This window comes from Microbispora sp. H11081, from assembly GCF_012999535.1.
Lineage (GTDB): Bacteria > Actinomycetota > Actinomycetes > Streptosporangiales > Streptosporangiaceae > Microbispora.
The window spans coordinates 134,305-153,406 of record NZ_JABBWV010000013.1; the positions used below are offsets into that span (position 1 = coordinate 134,305).

A 19,102-nucleotide genomic window follows, 5' to 3' on the forward strand; every position below is an offset into this window, starting at 1 on the left:
AATCACACCCGGGCGTAGGCGAAGCTCGGCGCGCGGCTCGGCCCGCGCCGCAGATAGGCCCACCACGTGAGCCCGGCGAGCAGCACATAGGAACCCACGAAGATCCACAGGGCGGGCAGCGACCAGCCCGCGTATTCCTGGGCGACCCTGGCCGCCGCGTCGCCGGTCACGCCCTTCATCGCGCTCGCCGCCTCGGTGCTCGCCAGGCGGAACACCTGCTGGATCAGGAACCCGCCGAACGCGCCGATCGCGCCGGCGATGCCGATCACGGCCGCGGCCTTGCGCTTGTAGTCAGAGGCGGTCTCCGCCGGGTCGAGGCCGTGTGTCGCCGCCTCCCTGCGCCCCAGCTCACCGAAGATCACCGGGATCATCCGGTACGTCGAGCCGTTGCCGATCCCGGAGCACGCGAAGACGACCAGGTAGGCCGAGAAGAACAGGCCGAAGTCGTGGCGGATGACCCCGGCCGCCGCCACGACCGTCGCCAGCACCATGCCGGTGAAGACGGCCAGCGTCACCCGGGCCCCGCCGTACCGGTCGGACAGCCGGCCTCCGAGCGGCCTGGCCACCGAGCCGACCAGCGCGCCGACGAAGCCGAGCCCCGCGAGGTAGTCGCGGATGAACGCGTGCTGCGCGAGGAACTCGGGGAACGTCGTCCTGATCACCAGCGGAAGCGCGAAGGAGAAGCCGATGAACGAGCCGAACGTGCCGATGTAGAGCAGCGACACGATCCAGGTCTGCCCGTGCCGCAGCGCCGCGGCGTACGACCTGGGGTCGGCCTTGGCCTCGGCGATGCTGTCCATGAAGAACCAGGCGCCGAGCCCGGCGACCACGATGAACGGCATCCAGATCAGGCCGGCGTACGCGAGATGGACCTGAGTGCCTGACGCCGCCACGGGCACCCCTGCGACGACCACGAGCGGCACCAGGAGCTGGACGACCGCGACCCCGAGGTTGCCGCCGGCCGCGTTGAGCCCGAGCGCGAAGCCCTTGCGCCGCTCCGGGTAGAAGAACGAGATGTTCGCCATCGAGGAGGAGAAGTTGCCGCCGCCGACGCCCGCCACGGCGGCGCAGCCGAGCAGCACCCAGAACGTCGTGCCGTGGTCCTGCGCGGCCAGCCAGCCGCTCGGCACCAGGAACGCCAGCAGCGAGGTCGGCACGAGCAGCAGCAGCGCCGACACCACCGTCCACGCCCTGCCGCCGAAGCGCGGCACCGCGAACGTGTAGGGGATGCGGATCGCCGCGCCCACCAGGTTGGGCACGGACACCAGCCAGAACGACTCCGACACGCTCATCGGCAGCCCCGCCGCGGGCAGGCTCAGCACCACCACGGACCACAGCACCCAGATGGCGAAGCCCAGGTGCTCGGTGAAGACCGACCAGATCAGGTTGCGCCTGGCCACCAGGCGGCCCGTGGTCTCCCAGAACTCCTCGTCCTCCGGGTTCCAGTGCTCGATCCAGCCACGGCCGCGACGGGCCGCCGTCGTCGTGCTCATGCCCACTCCCCGGCTCGCCGCGGGGCCGTGGCGCGGGCGCGCGGCCGGGCGCCGCGTCGTTCGATTCGCTCGCTCATGTGCGTCTCCTCGTCAGGTGTCTTCTGATTCGGCGAGCCAGCGGGCGATGCCGCACACCGCGTCGGCGCAGGTGCCGCATCCCGTGGTCGCCCGGGTGGCGGAGGCGAGGGCCGTCACGTCTCGCGCCCCCGACCGCCACGCGGCGGCCAGGGCGTCCTTGCTGACCGTGTTGCAGCGGCACACCACGCTCGTCCCCGGCAGCGCCGCCGCGTTCGCCTCGCCTGGGACGGCGCCCTCGCCGTACGGCATGGCCCGGCCGAGCAGCAACGCGAGCCGGTCGGGCGGGACGGGCAGGCCGCGGTCGTAGAACTGGGTGATCGCGGCGGCGGCGTCGGGCACGCCGAGCGCGATGGCCCCCGCCACCCGCTCGTCGCGGACGACGAGCTTGGCGTAGCGGCCCCTGGCCGGTTCGCTCAGCCACAGCACCTCGGCGCGCGGGTCGTCCGGCGCGGCGTGCACGTCGCCCAGCGCGGCCAGGTCCACTCCGCTCGCCTTGAGCCGGGTGACCACCTTGGTGCCGCGGTACGGCGACCGGGTGCCGGTGAGCAGCGCCGCCAGCGCGGCGGCCTGCTCCCAGGCGGGCTGCACGAGGCCGGGCACGGTGCCGGGGTGACGGGCGCAGTCGCCGATCGCGTGGATCAGCGGGTCGCTGGTGCGCAGGTCGTCGTCGACCAGCACGCCGCCGTCGACGGCGAGCCCGGCGGCGGTCGCCTGCGCGGTCTGCGGGCGCACCCCGGCCGCCACGACGAGCAGGTCGGCGGGGACCAACCGGCCGTCGTCCAGTTTGAGCCCGTCGCCCGGCAGGTAGCGGGCCGCCCGCGAGTTCAGCAGCACCCGCACGCCGAGGCCGCCGAGGACCCGGGCGAGCACCTGGCCGGCGCCGGAGTCGAGCTGGCGCTCCATGAGGTGTCCCGTGTGGTGGACGACGGTGACCGCGTTGCCGCGCGCCGCGAGGCCCCTGGCCGCCTCCAGGCCGAGCAGGCCGCCGCCGAGCACGGCGGCACGCACGCCGCCCCGCGCTCCGGCCGTGATCGCGGCGCAGTCGTCCAGCGTGCGGAACGTCGCCACGCCGGGGGCCGGACCGCCGTCGTCGCCGGTCAGGCCCTCCACGGGCGGCACCCACGCGCGGGCGCCGGTGGCCAGCACGAGCACGTCGTAGCCGACCCGCGCGCCGTCGTCGAGCACGACGCGGCGTCCCGCGCGGTCGATCGACACGACCGCCCTGCCCCGCCGCACCTCGACGCCGTGATCGGCGCCCCAGTCCTCCTCCTGCAGCCGCACCGACTCGGCGGACATCGCGCCCGCCAGCACGTTCGACAGCAATACCCGGTTGTACGGCGGGTGCGGCTCGTCGCCGATCGCGACGATCGCGACGCGCTCCCCCGCCGGGTCCCTGCGGCGGATCTCCTCCGCCAGCCGGGCGCCGGCCATGCCGTAGCCCACGATCACGACCCTGGTGGCACCGGTCATGGCGCGGCCTCCCGTTCCGCCGCGGGCGACAGCCGTACGGCGCAGACCTTGAACTCGGGCATCCGGCTGACGGGATCGAGCGCCGGACTGGTCACGAGGTTGGCGCGCTGCGCGCCCGGGAAGTGGAACGGCAGGAACACCACGTCGGGCCGCATCGACGGCACGCAGCGCACCGTCGCGCGGACCCGGCCGCGCCTGCCGGAGACGACCGCCTCCGCGCCGTCCAGCAGCCCGGCCCGCAGCGCGGTGTCCGGGTGCACCTCGACGTACGCGCCGGGCACGGCCGCGCGCAGTTCCTCCACGCGCCGGGTCTGCGCGCCCGACTGGTAGTGCTGGAGCACCCGCCCGGTGACGGCGTAGAGGGGGAAGTCCTCGTCCGGCGGCTCCGCCGGCCCCTTGTGGTCGACGGGGACGAACCTGGCCCGCCCGTCGGGGTGGGCGAACCGGTCGAGGAACAGCCGCGGCGTCCCCTGATGTCCGGGCGTTCGCGGCACCGGCCAGTGGAGCCGCTCGCCGGCCCGCAGCCGGTCCCACGTCACGCCGGAATAGTCGGCGGGGCCGTCCTCCGAGGCCGCCCGCAATTCGGTGAAGACCGTCTCCGGGTCGGCGGGAAAGCGCTCGGGCGGCTGCCCGAGCCGTACGGCGAGGTCGTGCAGGACCTCAAGGTCGGTGCGCACCCCGGGCGGCGGGGCAAGCGCGCGGCGGCGCAGCAGCACCCGGCCTTCGAGGTTGGTCATCGTGCCGTCCTCCTCGGCCCACTGCGTGATCGGGAGCACCACGTCGGCGGCCATGGCGGTCTCCGACAGCACGAGGTCGGCCACCACGAGGAGGTCGAGCGCGGCGAGCCGGTCGGCCACGCGGGACGAGTGCGGCGCCGACACCGCCGGGTTGCTGCCGAAGACGAGCAGCGCGGACGGGCCGCCGGGCGTGCCGAGCGCGTCGAGCAGTTCGAACGCCGACCGTCCAGGGCCGGGCAGCGTGGACGGCTCGACTCCCCACACCCGCGCCACGTGCGCGCGGGCCGCCGGGTCGTCGATCCGCCGGTAGCCGGGCAGTTGGTCGGCCTTCTGCCCGTGCTCGCGCCCGCCCTGGCCGTTGCCCTGGCCGGTCAGGCAGCCCCAGCCGGAGCCCCTGCGGCCCGGCAGGCCCAGCGCGAGCGCCAGGTTGATCCAGGCCCCGACCGTGTCCACACCGGTCGCGTGCTGTTCCGCGCCGCGCGCGGTCAGCACGTACGCCCTGGCGGCCCCGGCCAGGATCGCGGCGGCCCTGCGCTGGTCGGCGGCGGCGACGCCCGTCACCCGCTCCGCCCGTTCCGGCCACCAGGCGGCGGCCACCCGCCATGCCTCGTCGAACCCCGTCGTGCGGCCGCCTACGTACGCGTGGTCGAGATGGCCGTCGGCCACGGCGGCGTGCAGGATGCCGAGCGCCAGCGCGAGGTCGGTGCCGGGGACCGGCGCGAGGTGCAGCGCGGCCCGCTCGGCCGTGGGGGTGCGCCGGGGATCGACCACGATCAGCCCCCCTGCGTCCACGGCCCTGCGCAGGTGCGAAAGGAACGGCGGCATCGTCTCCGCCGGGTTGGCCCCGGCGAGCAGCACCGCGTCCGCGCCGTCGAGGTCGGCAAGGGGGAACGGCAGCCCCCGGTCGAGGCCGAAGGCGCGGTGTGCAGCGGCCGCCGCCGACGACATGCAGAACCTGCCGTTGTAGTCCACCTGGGAGGTGCCGAGCGCCACCCTGGCGAACTTGCCGAGCAGGTAAGCCTTCTCGTTGGTGAGCCCGCCGCCGCCGAAGACCGCCACGGCGTCCCGGCCGCGCTCCGCGACGATCGCCTCGATCCTGCGGGCGACCAGGCCGAGTGCCTCGTCCCAGCTCGCCGGGCGCAGCGTGCCGCCGTCCCTGACGAGTGGCGTGGTGAGCCTGGCCGGCGAGCCGAGCAGGGCCGCCGCGGTCCAGCCCTTCTGGCACAGGCCGCCTTCCGACGGGTCGCGGGGCCGCACCCGGACCGAGGCACGGCCCGCCGGGCTGAGGGTCATGCCGCACTGCAACGCGCAGTACGGGCAGTGGGTGTCGACGGGGCCTACAGCGGCGTCCGCCGGGCGCGTGCTCGTCGCCGCGCGCATCGCTCCACCTCCTCGACCGGCACTCGTACGCAGCGGGATTAGACGACGTCGGGGGTGAGGGCGTCGTGGATCTCGGAGTAGTCGGCGGCGGGGGCGGGCGTCATCCGGCGGCCGACGCCGAGCGCGAGCATCTCCAGCCGGCTCATCAGGCGGGCGAAGTCCTCGGGCAGCAGCGCCTGCTTGCCGTCGCACAGCGCCTGCTCCGGCTGGACGTGCACGTCGATCAGCAGGGCGTCCGCGCCCGCCGCCACGGCGGCCAGCGTGAGCGGCTCGATGAGCTCGGGGATGCCGAGCGAGTGGCTGGGGTCGACCATCACCGGCAGGTGGGTGCGCCGCTTGAGCAGCGCCACCGCCGACAGGTCGAGCGTGAAGCGGGTGGCCCCCTCGAACGTCCTGATCCCCCGCTCGCACAGCACGACCTGGTCGTTGCCCTCGGCGAGGAGATACTCGGCCGCGGTGAGCAGTTCGTCGACCGTGCAGCCGAAGCCGCGCTTGAGGACGGCGGGCAGGCCGCTGCGGCCCACCTCGATCAGCAACTCGAAGTTCTGCATGTTGCGGGTGCCGATCTGGAAGCCGTCCACGACGTCGGCCATCCGCTCGACGTGCCGGGGGTCCACGACCTCGGTGAGGATCGGCAGGCCGGTCTCCTCCCTGGCCTCGGCCAGGAGCTCCAGGCCGGCCCACTTGAGGCCCTGGAAGGAGTACGGCGTCGTACGCGGCTTGAACGCGCCGCCGCGCAGGCCGACCGCGCCGTGCCCGGCGACGGCGGCGGCGGTGGACATCATCTGCCCGGGGTTCTCCACCGCGCAGGGCCCGGCGAAGACCGCGATGTCCCCGTCCCCGATCACGGCGGAGCCGACGGACACGACCGTGCCCGAGGGGAACAGCTCGCGCCGGCCGAGCCGGAAGCCGCCGCCCGCCCGTACGGTCTGCCGAGGCAGGGGCAGGCCGGCCGGGGTGGGCAGCAGCGTCGCGGGCCCCTGGGCCACGATCACGTCCGCCGCGCCCAGCCGGTACGTCCTGGCCGTGGTTCCGGTGGAGTCGAAGTGCCGGGCCCATCCGGCGAGGCCGGACGGGTCGATCGTCGAGTCGAACACCATCAAGAGCTCGGCGTCAGTCATGGGAATCCTCTCCACATCCGTGTGGTCGGGTCTGGCATGGGGGTCGGGCCGATGGGGCCGCTCTCCGCGTACGCGCCGCCGGGCCGGGCCTCGGGGGGAACCTCCGGCCCGGCGGCGCGGATCAGGTACGGATCGCGTGCCGGTCGCGGGATCGGGCGTCGGGTGCGCGGGATCAGACGAAGACGTCGGTGAGGATCGTGCCGAGCGACTTGCCGCCGTTCTCCCGGATGTAGGTGGACAGCGAGCTGTACTTCTCCCGCAGCCGGCGCTTGAGTACCTTGCCGGTGACGCCGACCGGGAAGTCCTCGTCGCTGCGCGCGACCTCCAGCATTGTCAGCTCGGGGTGGCCCGCGGCCTTCAGCTTCTCGTTGGCCTCGTTGAGCAGCCGCTGCGCGTCCGGCCTCGCGGCGCTGGAGGTCACGACCGCCACCGGGACCGTGCGGCCGCGGTGGATGCCCGCCACGACGGCGCAGTCGAGGACCTCGGGCAGGTCGTTGAGCAGCAGCTCCTCCATGAAGACCGAGTAGCCGGTGCCGCTCGGGGTCTCGATCGCGTCCACCGCCCGGTCGACCTGGAAGTAGTTGCCCGCCTCGTCGCGGTAGGCCATGTCGCCGGTCAGCCAGTAGCCCGACAGCTTGCTGCGGTAGGTGGTGTCGGAGTCGCTCCAGTAACCGGCGGTGATCGCCGGGCCCTTGGCGCCCAGCAGCCCGACCTCGTTGATGTCGGCGACCGTGCCGTCCCTGCGCAGCACCGCGACCTCCGCGACGCCGACCGGCTTGCCCACGCACCGGTCGTTGCGCTCGTCGGCCAGCGTGCGGACCTTCAGCAGGACGCCCCAGCCCAGCTCGGTGGTGCCGAGGCGGTCGAAGAACGCGGCCGGCGGCAGCGACGGGTCGCGCATCGCCAGGATGCCCTTGATGTGCTTCTCGTGGACCGCGTCGCCGATGGAGATCCAGACGTTGACCGAGTCGATCGCCCCGGACGGCAGGTCCGCGCCCGCCAGTTCCGCGTACGCGTGGCCGAAGGCCATGACGGTCGTCGGGCGGTACTTCTCGACGGCCTTGGCCAGCTCGGGGCCGCTCGTGTCGAACCAGGGCACGAGGGGGGTGCCGCCCAGCACGGCGTACGTCGTGTAGGCGATGCAGCCGAGGTGCGACTGCGGCAGCGCGGTCATCATCACGGCGCCCGGCTGCTCGTGGTGGTCCACGAGGCGGAACCGCGGCCCCGCGACACACGAGCGGTGGGTCTGGATGACCGGCTTGGGCCGCCCGGTGGTGCCGGAGGAGTGCAGGATCGAGACCGGGTCCTCGCCGACGTGGCGGAAGCGGGCCTCCTGGGGCAGCGGGGCGGGCGGCGGAGCGGGCAGCTCCTCGGCCACCTGCGTCCACCGCAGGCCGGGCAGCAGGTGGAACTCCTCGCCGAGGATCTCCAGGTGGGCGAGGTCGGTGTACATGCCGACCGGGTTGGTCTGGCGGCACAGCTCGGTGGCGATGTACCGCGACGCCTTGCTGTTGACCAGCACCGCCACCGCGCCGATCTGGGCCAGCGCGTAGAAGTGCAGGGAGTAGGCGAAGGAGTCCTCCAGGTAGATCGCCACGCGGTCGCGCGGCCGTACGCCCTGGCGCAGGTACCACACCGACCAGCTCTGGGCCAGCTCGTCCAGCTCCAGCAGGCTGAACTCGGTCTGCTGCTCACCCTTGGTGTTGGTCAGCGGCCTGCCCAGGTGGATGAACGGCAGCTCCGGGTGCGGGTTGGCCTCGATGGCCTTCGTCAGCAGGTTGCCGCCGCCGAGGTCCGGGTCCGCGGCGAACCTGGCGCGCTGCTCCGGCGTGAGGACGGTCTCGTGGGAGATGGTCATCGGTCTCACCTTTCGTTCGTGACGGGCGTTATGTGCGAGTAGGGGGGCAGTGCGCCGAACATTCCGGCGCAGGTGTCGCGGTAGAAGCCGAGATCGGGGCCGAGGAGGTCGCGCAGCCCGCCGAGGGCCGCCGCGAACTCCGCCTCCCCGTCCGCCGGGCCGTCGAGGAGGCCGGCGAGTGTGCGTACGCCCTCCGCGAGCGCGGCGCGGGCGGCGGCGGCCTGCGGGTTGGCCGACTGGACGTCCCAGTAGACCTCCGGGGTGCCCGAGGCGATCCTGGCCAGCAGCGCGAGCATCGTGGCGTGCGGCGGCGGGGCGACGGCGGCCAGTTCCGCGACGCCGACGCCGAGGCGGGCGAGCGCGAGGCCGAACGACAGCACGGCCGCGTGGGTGAGCGCCTGGGTCGCCGCGGCCAGCCGGTCGTGCTCGTCCGCGCCGAGCCGTACGACCCGGCCGCCCCAGTCCTCGACCAGCCGCAGCAGCGCGGCGGCGCGGGGACCTTCGTGGACGACCACGGCGGCGACCGGCCGCCCGGCGAAGCCGAGCGAGGGAGCGAACATCGGGTTGAGTCCGGCCGCCTCGACGTCCCCGGCGTGCGCCAGGAGCGCCTCGGCGATCGGGCCCTTGACCGAGAGCGTGTCGGCGAGCAGCGCGCCGGGCCGCATGGCGGCGGCGACCTGTTTCACCGCCGCCAGGGCCACCTGCTCGGGCACCGCGAGCAGGACGAGGTCCGCCCGCTCGATCTCAACGGCGAGATCGGGCCCGATGTCCGTGATGTCACCTCGGACGACCCGCACCCCGCCGCCGGCCGGGAGTCCGGCGGCGGCGTCCGGGCCGGGCGCGGGGTCGACGACGACCACCTCGGCGCCGGACCGCAGCAGGTGTCCGGCGAACAGGCCGCCCACCGCGCCCGCGCCGCCCACGACGACGCAGCGCCGCAGCAGGTCCGTCTCCCCACCGGTCATGGTCAGGCCCCCACCGTCTGGGCCGCGGTGGCGAGCACCGCGGTGATCATGGCGCGGGACTTGACGACGATCTCCTCGTACTCCTCCTCGGGGTCCGACAGGGCGACGATCGCGCCGCCGACGCCGAAGCTGAGCCGGTCGCGGGTGGCGACGAGGGTGCGGATGATGATGCTGAGGTCGGCGGCCCCGCCCAGGGAGAACCAGCCGAGCGCGCCGGAGTAGGCGCCGCGCGGGCCCTCCTCCAGCCGGTCGATGATCTCCATGGTGCGGATCTTGGGCGCGCCGGTCATCGACCCGCCGGGGAAGGCCGCCCGCACACAGCTCACCACCGTCTCCTCCGGCCGCAGCGTGCCGCGGATGGTGGAGACGAGCTGGTGGACCGGCGCGTACGTCTCGACGTGGAACAGCCGGGGCACGTGCACCGACCCGACCTCGCACACCGTGTTGAGGTCGTTGCGGATCAGGTCGACGATCATCAGGTTCTCCGCGCGGTCCTTCTCCCTGCTGAGCAGGTCGTGGCGGAGCGCCTCGTCCTCCTCGGGCGTCGCGCCGCGCGGCCGGGTGCCCTTGATCGGCTTGGACTCGGCGACCCGGTCAGGGCCGATCGTCATGAACCGCTCCGGCGAGGCGCTGAGCACCGCGACGTCGGGGAAGTCCAGCAGCGCGCCGTACGGCACCGGGCTGATCCGCCGCAGGTGCGTGTAGGTCCGCAGCGGGTCGATCTCGGCGCGTACGGTGACGGCGTTGGTCAGGCAGATCTCGTAGGACTCGCCGTGGTAGATCTCCTCGAGGCACTCGCCGATGCGGTTGAGGTAGCCCTGCTTGTCGTGCCGCGCCTCCACCGCGTCCGCGATGGCCGGGTCGGTCATGCCCACCCCGGCGAACGCGGCGGGCTCGGCCGGCTCGCGCCTTGGCAGGGCGAACAGCCGGGCCGCCGTCTCGTCGAGCCAGGCGAGCGCGCCCGCGGCGTCCGGTCCCCCGTCCTTCGTCAGCACCAGCAGGTAGCTGACGCCCTCGACGTCGTCGAGCACGAGCATCCGGTCGGCGAACAGCAGCGCCGCGTCGGGCTCCTCCGCCTGGTGCGCGGCCTGGCCGCCGGCCTCCGCCTTGAGCTCGTAGCCCAGGTAGCCGACGTACCCGAGGTTGAAGTCGAACGGCAGGCCCGCGTCCGCGGGTACGGCGCGCTCACGCAGCCGCTCGTCCAGGTATTCGAAGAACGGCTGCTCGACGCGCTGCGCGGACCCGCCGGGCCGCCGCACGGTGACCGCGCGCTCCGACACCCGGTAGGTGACGTACTCGGCGAGCGGCCCCGAGCCGTCGCCCATGAACGAGAACCGCGAGAGCCCTTCGATCACCGAGCTGCTGTCGAGCCAGAAGCCGTGCTCCTTGCCCGCGAACAGCTCGCGGTAGGCGGTCTCCGCGTCCGGCACCAGCGGCAGCCTGCGCACGTGCACCTGGTACGGCGAGCCGGCGGCGGCGGTGGCCTCCCGCCTGGCCTTGCCGTACGCGAGCGCGAGGTCGCGGAAGTTCGCCAGCAGTTCGCGGCCGTGCTCGCTGCTGATCGACTCGGGGTGGAACTGCACGCCCCAGATGGGCTCGGTGCGGTGCCTGACCCCCATGACGACGCCGTCGTCGGTCCAGGCCACGGCCTCCAGCTCGTCGGGCAGGTCGGTGGCCGCCAGCGAGTGGTAGCGCACGACCGAGAAGGGCGAGGGCAGGCCGGCGAAGATGTCGGCCCCGGTGTGACGCACCTGGGAGACGCGGCCGTGCATCGGCTGCGGCGCGTGGACGACCGTCCCGCCGAACAGGTGGCAGATGCCCTGGTGCCCGAGGCAGACGCCGAGCACGGGCAGGCCGCTCTCGCGGATGGCCCGCGCGCTCACACCGAAGTCGCGGGCCCGCTCGGGCCTGCCGGGCCCGGGGGAGATCACGACGCTGTCGAACTCGTGGATGGGCACCTGCGACCAGTCGGCGTCGTTGCGCACCACGACCGGGGGCTGCCCGTTCACCTCGCCAAGGAGTTGGTAGAGGTTGTACGTGAACGAGTCGTAATTGTCGATCAGGATCGTTCTCATTCCGGGGTTCCTCCAAGCCGTGTCGGAATAGCCGGGTGAGCCGCCGGCGCCGCGTTCACCGAGCGGCGACATCGCCGATCACCAGGTCCTCGACCCTGCAGGTCTCCGCGATGACGAGTTCGTAGAGCCGGCGCAGGAAGTCGGGGTCGATCCCGTGGTCCTGCGCGTATCGGGCGGCCCGCCGCTGGACGATGCCGATGCGGTGGGGCTGCATCATCGGGACGTTGTGCTCGCGCTTGAAATGCGCGATCTCCACGCAGCACTCGATGCGCATACGGAGCGTGTCGAGCAGCGACTCGTCGATACTGTCGAGCGAGGCCCGCAGCGTCTCCAGACCGTCTTCTCCGGCGCCGTTGCCAGCCATGTGAACAGCCCTCCAATCGGGGAAGCGCGGATTTTCCGGCCCTCTCGGGCTAATTCAGGATTCGATCCGGCAGGCATTTCTCACAACCCCTAGCGGCCCCACAGCACGGCCCGGCGATCCCGGGTGACCTCGTACTTCTCGGTGACCCCAGCCCGTCCCGGCGAAAGAGGCCCCGGCGACCCCGGTTCACCCCTATCGGGAAACGGCCCGTCCCGAATAATCGGGAAATTTTGTTGACCGGCCGGAAATGCCGGAACTAACCTCCGGTCGCGTGAGCACGTGAGAGAAACGGCGGTGGCGAAGTGAAACCTCGGGCATTCGTTCTTACCGGATCATTCCTGGTGATCTGCCGGGCCCCTCTTTATCTGCGCGAACTGTCCCGCCGGGGGCTGCGGATCCTCGTGGTCACGCCGGCGTCCTGGCGCGAGCAGGCCCTGGCCCAGATGCGCGACCCCGCGCACCCCGCCTCCGTCATCGAGGAGGTCGCCTTCACCGACGGTGACGTCAACACGGAGAACTCGTTCACCGCGGGCGTCATCTCCGGCGTACGGGCCTGGCGGGACCGCTACGACATCGCCGGCGTCTACGCCGTCGGCGAGACGCTCGTCGAGCCGACCGGCCTGCTCGCCGACGCGCTCGGGCTGCCCTCCCCCGGCCTGCGGGCCACCCGCGCCTGCCGCAGCAAGTACCTGCAGCGGTGGTATCTGCCGGAGTTCAGCCCCGCCTCCGCGGTCGTCCCCCCGGCCGCGCGTGCCACGTTCGCCGCGGACGGCGTGTCCTTCCCCGCCGTGGTCAAGCCCACGGGCCGCCACTCCAGCTCGGGTGTGGAGACCGTGCGCGACCCGGCCGAACTGCGCGCCCAGCTCGACGCGTACCTGCCGCACGAGACGGTGCTGGTGGAGGAGAAGGTGGCAGGCCAGGAGTTCTCCGTGGAGAGCCTGGTGCAGGACGGCCGCGTCGTCTTCGCGTCTGTGACCCGCAAGGAGACGACCGAGTCGGGCGCCCGCACGTTCGTCGAGCTGTCCCATTCGGTCCCGAACGACCTGGAGGGCGTGGACGAGACCATCCTCGACGCCAACCGGCGCATGCTCGAAGGGCTGGCCTTCGCCGACGGCATCGCGCACGCCGAGTGGCGGGTGGACGGCGCGGGCCGGCCGTACCTGATGGAGGTCGCCGCGCGCACCCCCGGCGACGGCCTGTCGATCCTCTACTCGCTCGCGACCGGCGCCCCGATGGAGCCGCAGATCGTCCGCATCGCCCTCGGCGAGCCCGCCGCCTACCCCGCGCCGCGCCGGTACGCCCGCCAGGTCTACCTGGAGCACGAGCCGGGACGGCTCGGCGACGTGACGGTGGACTGGCCGGGGATCGCGCCGGCCTGGGTGGGCGAGGGCGGCCTCTGGCCGGAGATCGAGCCCGGCGCCCCGGACGACCCGCCCACGCTGCGGGCCGTGCTCGTGCTGAAGGAGCGCGGCGCGGAGCTCGGGCCGCTGCACAGCTCCGACGACCGCGCGGTGACGTTCCTCATCGACGCGCCCACCCCGGCCGAGCTGGACGAGCTCGAGCTGCGCGTACGGCACGCGGTGCGGATCCACGCGCCGGAGCCCGCGGGCGCCCGGATGTGACCCGGGGAGCGCGCGAAGGCGCGGCGGGAGGCGACGAGCCTCCGGCCGCGCCTTCGTCGCTTGTCCGCTTCTTTCGCTTCTTTCGCTTGTCGGCCCACGCTCCTGCGTTTTGTGCATAGTCGCTCGTTTCGGACGCCTGTTTACATTGCCGAAACATCTCGCGAGGCCGCCCCCCAACGGCGTCGTCCCTGCTCAACCAGGAGATCTCAGTGACCGTTACCGCCCCCAGCTACGAGGAACTGCTCGAGGCCCGCCGCGCCAGCGGTGTCGCCATGTTCAACGACAACAAGATGAAGCTGGGCATCTTCGGCGCGAACTGCAGCCACGGGCTGATGGCGACCCACGCCGAGACGTCCTACGAGCTCAGCTGGCAGCACACCCAGAAGATCGCCCAGATCGCCGACAGGCTCGGCTTCGAGGCCATGCTCCCGGTCGCCAGGTACCGCGGGATGGGCGGGGAGACCAACTTCAACGGCTCGAACTTCGAGACCCACACCTGGGCGGCGGGCCTGGCGCAGGCGACCGAGAACATCATGGTGTTCTCCACCACGCACGTGCCGACCAAGCACCCCATCGTCGCGGCCAAGGAGTCGGTGACCGTCGACCACATCTCCAACGGCCGCTTCGGCCTCAACATGACCATGGGCTGGTACAAGGCCGAGATGGAGATGTTCGGCGGCACGCAGCGGGAGCACGACGCCCGCTACCGCTACGGCGCCGAGTGGATCACCATCGTCAAGCGCATGTGGACCGAGGGCTCCGGCGTCGACTTCACCGGTGAGTTCTTCGAGATCAAGGACGCCTTCTCCGACCCCAAGCCGATCCAGCAGCCCTACCCGGTGCTGGTCAACGCGGGGAACTCGCCCGCCGGGCTGGAGTTCTGCGCCCGCGAGTGCGACTTCAACTTCATCGCCTTCGCCGACCCCGAGGAGGCGAGGGACACCGCGAGCCGGGTCCGTTCCATCGCCCACGGGCACGGCAGGAACCTCGGCATCCTCAGCTACGGCAACATCATCTGCCGCGACACCGAGAAGGAGACGAAGGACTTCCTCGCCCACATCCTCGACAAGGGCGACTGGGAGGTCGCCCGGATGGTGTCGGGTGGCCTCGGCGCCGAGAGCGGATCCTTCGACAAGGTCAAGAGCCTCCAGGAGCGCTTCATCCTCGGGTACGGCGGCTACCCCCTGATCGGCACGCCGGAGCAGATCGTCGAGCAGATGATCCAGCTCTCGGAGGCCGGGGTCGACGGCATGATGATCGGCTTCCTGGACTACGCCGAGGAGCTCGAGTACTTCGGCGAGCGGGTGCTGCCCCTGATGAAGGAGGCCGGGCTGCGGAAGTGAGGCCGGGCGATCCGGGGAGGTGGGGCGGCATGACCAAGCCGGCCGGCACCGATGCGCATGACTACAAGGCGGTACTCGGGCGGTTCTGCACCGGGGTCACCGTGATCACCTCGCTCGACGAGGGCGAGCCCGTCGGCTTCACCTGCCAGGCGTTCACCGCGCTCTCCATGGAGCCGCCCCTGGTGCTGCTGTGCCCGCAGAAGACGTCGACCACCTGGCCGCGGATCAGGCGGGCCGGCCGCCTCGCCGTCAACATGCTGAGCGACCGGCAACGCGAGACCGGGCGCCGGTTCGCGCGGACGGGCGTCGACCGGTTCTCCGGGGTCGAGTGGCATCCCTCCCCGTCCGGGATGCCCCTTCTCCCCGGCACGCTCGCCTGGCTGGAGTGCCACGTGGTCGAGGAGATCGACGCGGGCGACCACACGATCGTCGTGGCGTCCGTCGACGACCTGGCGACCGGCCAGGCGGGGCACCCGCTGCTGTTCTTCCAGGGCAGGTTCCTCGACTACGACCTGAAGGAGGCGGTCTCCGCGTGAAGCTCGTGACGATCTACGGGAGTCCCACTCCTCCCGGCAAGCTGGCCCGGGCGCTCGGCCTGCTGGAGGCGGGCGTACGCGACCGCCGTCCCGGATGGGAGGTGGAGCGCGTCGCGCCGGACACGTCGCTCGGCCCGGTCGCGGCGGCCTGGCGGCAGGACGCCGTGACGAAGGTCGGCGAGGCGGACGCCGTGGTGATCGCGTCCCCGGTCTTCCGCGGGTCGATCACCGGCACGCTGAAGCTGTTGATCGACATGCTGCCGGTGGAGGCGCTGCGGTCGAAACCGGTGGCGATCCTCACCGTGGCCGCGGCCCCGCACCACTACCTGTCGGCGGAGCGGCACCTGCGCGACGTGCTGAGCTGGTTCGGCGCCCTCACCGCCCCCAACAGCGCGTTCTTCGTCGACCGGGCCTTCGCCGCCGACGAGGTGGCCGCCGACGTCCTCGACGAGCTGCACGAGCTGGGCGAGGCCGCGGTGGTGCTCGCCGAGCGGCTGGCCGGCCTGTCCTTCGGCCCCGCTCCGCTGACCGTCCGCTACGGCGCGAAGGCCTCCGGCTGATCCGGCCGCCGACGCCGGAATCCACCCCCTGCGACCCCCGCCATCATCGCGGAGGTTCGTCGCACCCATGACATTCAAGGAGAGAACCGTGACGAGTCAGACCCCCGCCCGGCACTACATCGGCGGGGAATGGGTCACCTCGAGCACTACCGGGGTGTCGTACTCACCCGCCGACGGAGAGCCGCTCGGCGCCTACTACGAGGTGGACGAGGCGCAGGTCCTGGACGCGATCCGGGTCGCCAAGGACACCTTCGCGTCCCACGAGTGGCGCACCGACCGCCAGTTGCGCGCCCGGGTGCTCAACGAGATGGCGGACCGGATCGAGGCCGCCACGGACGAGCTCGCCCTGATGCTCGCCCGCGAGAACGGCAAGATCCTCCCGGAGGCGTACTTCGAGCTCAGTCTGACGCCGTCGAAGCTGCGCTACTACGCGGCGCAGGCGCTCACCTCCTCCGGCCGGGGCGACCGCGTCCGCCCGGGGATCTACTCGACGCTGCTGGCCGAGCCGATCGGCGTCGCCGGCGTGATCGTGCCGTGGAACTCACCGGTCGTCCTCGCGGTCCGCTCGTTCGCCCCGGCGCTCGCCGCGGGCTGCACGGTCGTCATGAAGATGGCCGCGCAGACCGCCCTGGTGAACACGCGGTTCACCGAACTGCTGGCCGACTGCCCCTCGCTGCCCGCGGGCGTGCTCAACGTCTTCAACGAGTCGGGCAGCGTGGGCGCCAAGCTGCTGGTCTCCTCCCCCGACGTGGCCGCGCTGAGCTACACGGGGAGCACCACGGTCGGCCGGCAGATCATGGCCGACGCCGGGGCGACGCTCAAGCGGCTCTCCCTCGAACTGGGCGGCAAGACCCCCATGATCGTCTTCGAGGACGCGAACCTCGACGCGGCCGTGCCGACGATCGTCGCCGGGATCACCACGTTCGCCGGTCAGTTCTGCATGGCGGGCAGCCGGGTCCTGGTGCACGAGCGGGTGGCGGACGAGGTCAAGGCCCGGCTCGCCGAGGCGCTCAGCCAGGTGCGGGTGGGCCCGGGGGACGCCGAGGGCTCGCAGATGGGCCCGCTCGTCGACCTCGCGGGCAGGCAGCGGCTTGAGGACCTCATCGCCGCCTCACGCGGCGACGCCGAGGTCATCGTGCCAGGCGGCCGGCCCGACGACGAGAGCCTCGCCCGCGGCGCCTACTACCGCCCGGCGCTGTACGGGGTGCCGGACACCGATTCGCCCCTGGTGCAGAAGGAGTTGTTCGGCCCGGTCGCCACGTTCGAGACGTTCGGCACCGAGGAGGAGGCGGTGCGCAAGGCCAACGCCACCGAGTACGGCCTCGCGGCCGCGGTGTGGACCGCCGACGGCGCCCGGGCGCTGCGTGTGGCCGGCGCGCTGGACGCGGGCACGGTCTGGACGAACGGGTGGGCCGTGGTGCTCGACCAGTTCGAGGAGGGCGGATACAAGCAGAGCGGCCTCGGCCGGCTCAACGGCAACCGCGCCCTTGAGGAGTTCCAGGAGTACAAGCACATCGTGCAGGTCGTCTGACCCGCCCGATCGGACCGGGGGTGGAAACGCGCGGCGGGCGCGTTCCCACCCCCGCCGCCGGTCAGGCACCCTTCGTCCGGCGCAGCGTCTGCGACGGCGACTCGCCGTACGCCGACCGGTACAACGACGAGAACCGGCCGTGGTTGTAGAAGCCCCAGGCGGCGGCCACGTCGGCGACCGTCACCGTGTCGGAGGACGGGTGCAGCAGGTCGGTCCTGGCCCCGCGCAGCCGCACGTCCCGCAGGTATTGGGTGGGGGTGCAGCCGAGGTGGGTCAGGAACTGGAGTTGCAGGGTCCGCGCGCTCACCCCGGCCGCCTCGGTCAGGTCTCTCAGCGTCGGCAGGCTCTGCGCGTTCTCGTGGATGTAGTCGAGCGCGCGGCGCAGCACGCCCGGTCGCGCCGGGCCCGTCTCCCGCCGGAGCAGCCGCTGGTGCGGCCCTGAGGCGGCCATCAGCAGGTTCGTCATGATCATGGATTCGAGCTGCCGGCGTGATCCCGCGTCGCGGGCGAGGATGCCGTCCTCCTCCCATTCCGCCCGCACGAACTCGATGCACCGCAGCAGTCCCCTGCCCGCGGGCGACTCCAGGTTCATCACCAGGTCGAAGTCGATGGGCTTGTCGATCGGCTTCCGCACCAGGCCGGCGAGATGGCCCTCGATGTCGGCGCGGGGGATCTTCAACGCGAACTGCGCCGCGTCCGCGGCCCAGTCGATCGTCTGCGCGCGGTGCGGCAGCAGGATCGCCGCGCTGTTCATCCCCCTGGTCGTGCCACGCTCCCCGCCCTCGCGGGCGACCCTGCTGGTCCCGGCGAGGGTGATGTTGACGTGGTACCAGTGGTCGCTCGGCGGCAGGGTGATGCCCACCTCGGCGCCGTACGTGAGGTAGCCGAGCGTGAGTCCGCCGTTCTGCACCGCGTTGAGCCGGGCGTCCAGGCGGGCGCCGTTCAGGGGTCGCAGCGTGTGCGGCTCGTATACCTCGGCCACGACCCGCTGGGCCAGGGCCACGTCGCCGGTACGGAGCCGGCCGTGCTGCCGCAGTGGCTCGTCGGCAGCTGTCGTCGAGGACAGGGGCACAGGGACCTCCCACACGGAACAGCGTAGGTTTGTGGTGGAGTGTGGTTTTAGATAACTACCTGACCGAAATCTGCTGATCGATGGATCGCGGGACGTGCGCGGTCACTGGGCCGGCCCCGCGAGGTCCCGTGCGGCCTCGCGGCAGACCCGCAGGAGCTCTGCGGCCACGGCGTCGAGCCCGACGGACCCGACGCGCGCCGTGGGCAGCGCGACCACGAGAGCGGCGTGGTTGCCGTCGATGACGCCGATCGAGGCGCCGACCGCCGTGACCCCCGGCTCGCTCTCGTCGAAGTTGCAGCCGAGGCGATCGCGGCGTACGGCTTCGAGTTCTCGGCGCAGGGCGGCCGGGTCGGGGATCTTCTCGCCCCGCGCGGCGGCGGGCCCGCCCGCGAGCAGCGCGTCGACCTCCTCCGGTGTGAGGTCGGCGAGCATCGCCTTGCCCCCGGACGTGCGCCAGGCGGGCATCCGCGCACCGACGCGCAGCCCTACGCGCAGCGTCTGGACGCCCTCGATCCCGTCCGCGAAGAGCACCTCGGCGTCGATCCTGACCATGAGGTGCACCGTCTCGCCCACCGCGTCGAAGAGCTTCTGCAGGTAGGGGCGTATCCGGTCGGGCAGGGCCGGCATCTCGATCGTCCGCAGTTGCAGCAGGGCGGGCCCGGGCAGGTAGAGCCGCTTGTCGCCCTGCGCGGCGAAGCCCCGCTGACACATGGTGGACAGCAGGCGATGGGCCGTGGACGGAGCGACGCCCAGCTCCCGCCCCGCCTCCGTCACGCTCAGCCGGCCCCGCTCGGCGAGCAGCATCAGGAGGGCCAGCGCCCGGTCCACCGCCTCGATTCGATGCTGATCTTTCTGCTGCACAGAAAGATAGTAGGACCCTTTTTCGCGAAGTGGAAT

15 protein-coding genes are annotated in these 19,102 nt (G+C 72.5%); 5 read left to right on the forward strand and 10 right to left on the reverse strand.

What is annotated here, in order from left to right; genetic code table 11:
- Positions 1-2: 2 nt before the first annotated feature.
- The 8 genes from HHX31_RS26740 to HHX31_RS26775 all read right to left on the reverse strand — a co-directional run bounded on the left by HHX31_RS26740 (position 3) and on the right by HHX31_RS26775 (position 11,541).
- Positions 3-1,493, reverse strand: a complete 1,491-nt coding sequence (locus HHX31_RS26740) for an MFS transporter (protein WP_169951328.1) — start codon at positions 1,491-1,493, stop codon at positions 3-5.
- A gap of 90 nt (positions 1,494-1,583) precedes the next feature.
- Positions 1,584-3,041: an FAD-dependent oxidoreductase gene (locus HHX31_RS26745; protein ID WP_169951330.1), complete on the reverse strand. Its 1,458-nt coding sequence runs from the start codon at positions 3,039-3,041 to the stop codon at positions 1,584-1,586.
- A complete protein-coding gene (locus HHX31_RS26750) occupies positions 3,038-5,158 on the reverse strand; it encodes a molybdopterin oxidoreductase family protein (RefSeq protein ID WP_169951332.1) in 2,121 nt (706 codons plus the stop codon). Before HHX31_RS26750 ends, HHX31_RS26745 begins: the two co-directional genes overlap by 4 nt.
- A 38-nt stretch (positions 5,159-5,196) precedes the next feature.
- On the reverse strand, positions 5,197-6,279 hold the full coding sequence (gene aroF, locus HHX31_RS26755; protein ID WP_169951334.1) for a 3-deoxy-7-phosphoheptulonate synthase: 1,083 nt from the start codon (positions 6,277-6,279) through the stop codon (positions 5,197-5,199).
- A gap of 172 nt (positions 6,280-6,451) precedes the next feature.
- Positions 6,452-8,137: a class I adenylate-forming enzyme family protein gene (locus HHX31_RS26760; protein WP_169951336.1), complete on the reverse strand. Its 1,686-nt coding sequence runs from the start codon at positions 8,135-8,137 to the stop codon at positions 6,452-6,454.
- A gap of 5 nt (positions 8,138-8,142) precedes the next feature.
- A complete protein-coding gene (locus HHX31_RS26765) occupies positions 8,143-9,102 on the reverse strand; it encodes a prephenate dehydrogenase/arogenate dehydrogenase family protein (protein WP_169951338.1) in 960 nt (319 codons plus the stop codon).
- A 2-nt stretch (positions 9,103-9,104) separates the two neighbouring features.
- On the reverse strand, positions 9,105-11,177 hold the full coding sequence (pabB, locus tag HHX31_RS26770; RefSeq protein ID WP_169951340.1) for an aminodeoxychorismate synthase component I: 2,073 nt from the start codon (positions 11,175-11,177) through the stop codon (positions 9,105-9,107).
- A gap of 55 nt (positions 11,178-11,232) precedes the next feature.
- Positions 11,233-11,541, reverse strand: coding sequence for a chorismate mutase family protein (locus HHX31_RS26775; protein WP_169951342.1), 309 nt, complete (start codon positions 11,539-11,541; stop codon positions 11,233-11,235).
- A gap of 341 nt (positions 11,542-11,882) precedes the next feature.
- Between HHX31_RS26775 and HHX31_RS26780 the strand changes: the two genes are divergently transcribed.
- The 5 genes from HHX31_RS26780 to HHX31_RS26800 all read left to right on the forward strand — a co-directional run bounded on the left by HHX31_RS26780 (position 11,883) and on the right by HHX31_RS26800 (position 17,133).
- Positions 11,883-13,163 carry an ATP-grasp domain-containing protein gene (locus tag HHX31_RS26780; protein ID WP_211590367.1) on the forward strand — a complete coding sequence of 427 codons (1,281 nt, stop codon included), beginning with the start codon at positions 11,883-11,885 and terminating at the stop codon, positions 13,161-13,163.
- A gap of 209 nt (positions 13,164-13,372) precedes the next feature.
- Entirely contained in the window at positions 13,373-14,506 is a 1,134-nt protein-coding gene (locus HHX31_RS26785) for an LLM class flavin-dependent oxidoreductase (RefSeq protein ID WP_211590368.1), read from the forward strand.
- Between the two features lie 29 nt (positions 14,507-14,535).
- Entirely contained in the window at positions 14,536-15,042 is a 507-nt protein-coding gene (locus HHX31_RS26790) for a flavin reductase family protein (RefSeq protein WP_169951346.1), read from the forward strand.
- Positions 15,039-15,602 (forward strand): NADPH-dependent FMN reductase, encoded by a 564-nt coding sequence (locus tag HHX31_RS26795; RefSeq protein WP_169951348.1) that lies wholly within the window; start codon positions 15,039-15,041, stop codon positions 15,600-15,602. Before HHX31_RS26790 ends, HHX31_RS26795 begins: the two co-directional genes overlap by 4 nt.
- Positions 15,603-15,690: 88 nt before the next feature.
- Positions 15,691-17,133, forward strand: a complete 1,443-nt coding sequence (locus tag HHX31_RS26800) for an aldehyde dehydrogenase family protein (RefSeq protein WP_311932253.1) — start codon at positions 15,691-15,693, stop codon at positions 17,131-17,133.
- A gap of 61 nt (positions 17,134-17,194) precedes the next feature.
- Here the strand turns inward: HHX31_RS26800 and HHX31_RS26805 are convergent, their stop codons facing one another.
- Together HHX31_RS26805 and HHX31_RS35830 are read right to left on the reverse strand one after the other, a co-directional pair.
- Complete coding sequence (locus HHX31_RS26805; RefSeq protein WP_169951351.1) at positions 17,195-18,205, reverse strand: AraC family transcriptional regulator; 1,011 nt, start codon at positions 18,203-18,205, stop codon at positions 17,195-17,197.
- 102 nt (positions 18,206-18,307) lie between these two features.
- Positions 18,308-19,066, reverse strand: a complete 759-nt coding sequence (locus HHX31_RS35830; RefSeq protein WP_169951353.1) for an IclR family transcriptional regulator — start codon at positions 19,064-19,066, stop codon at positions 18,308-18,310.
- Between the last annotated feature and the right edge of the window lie 36 nt (positions 19,067-19,102).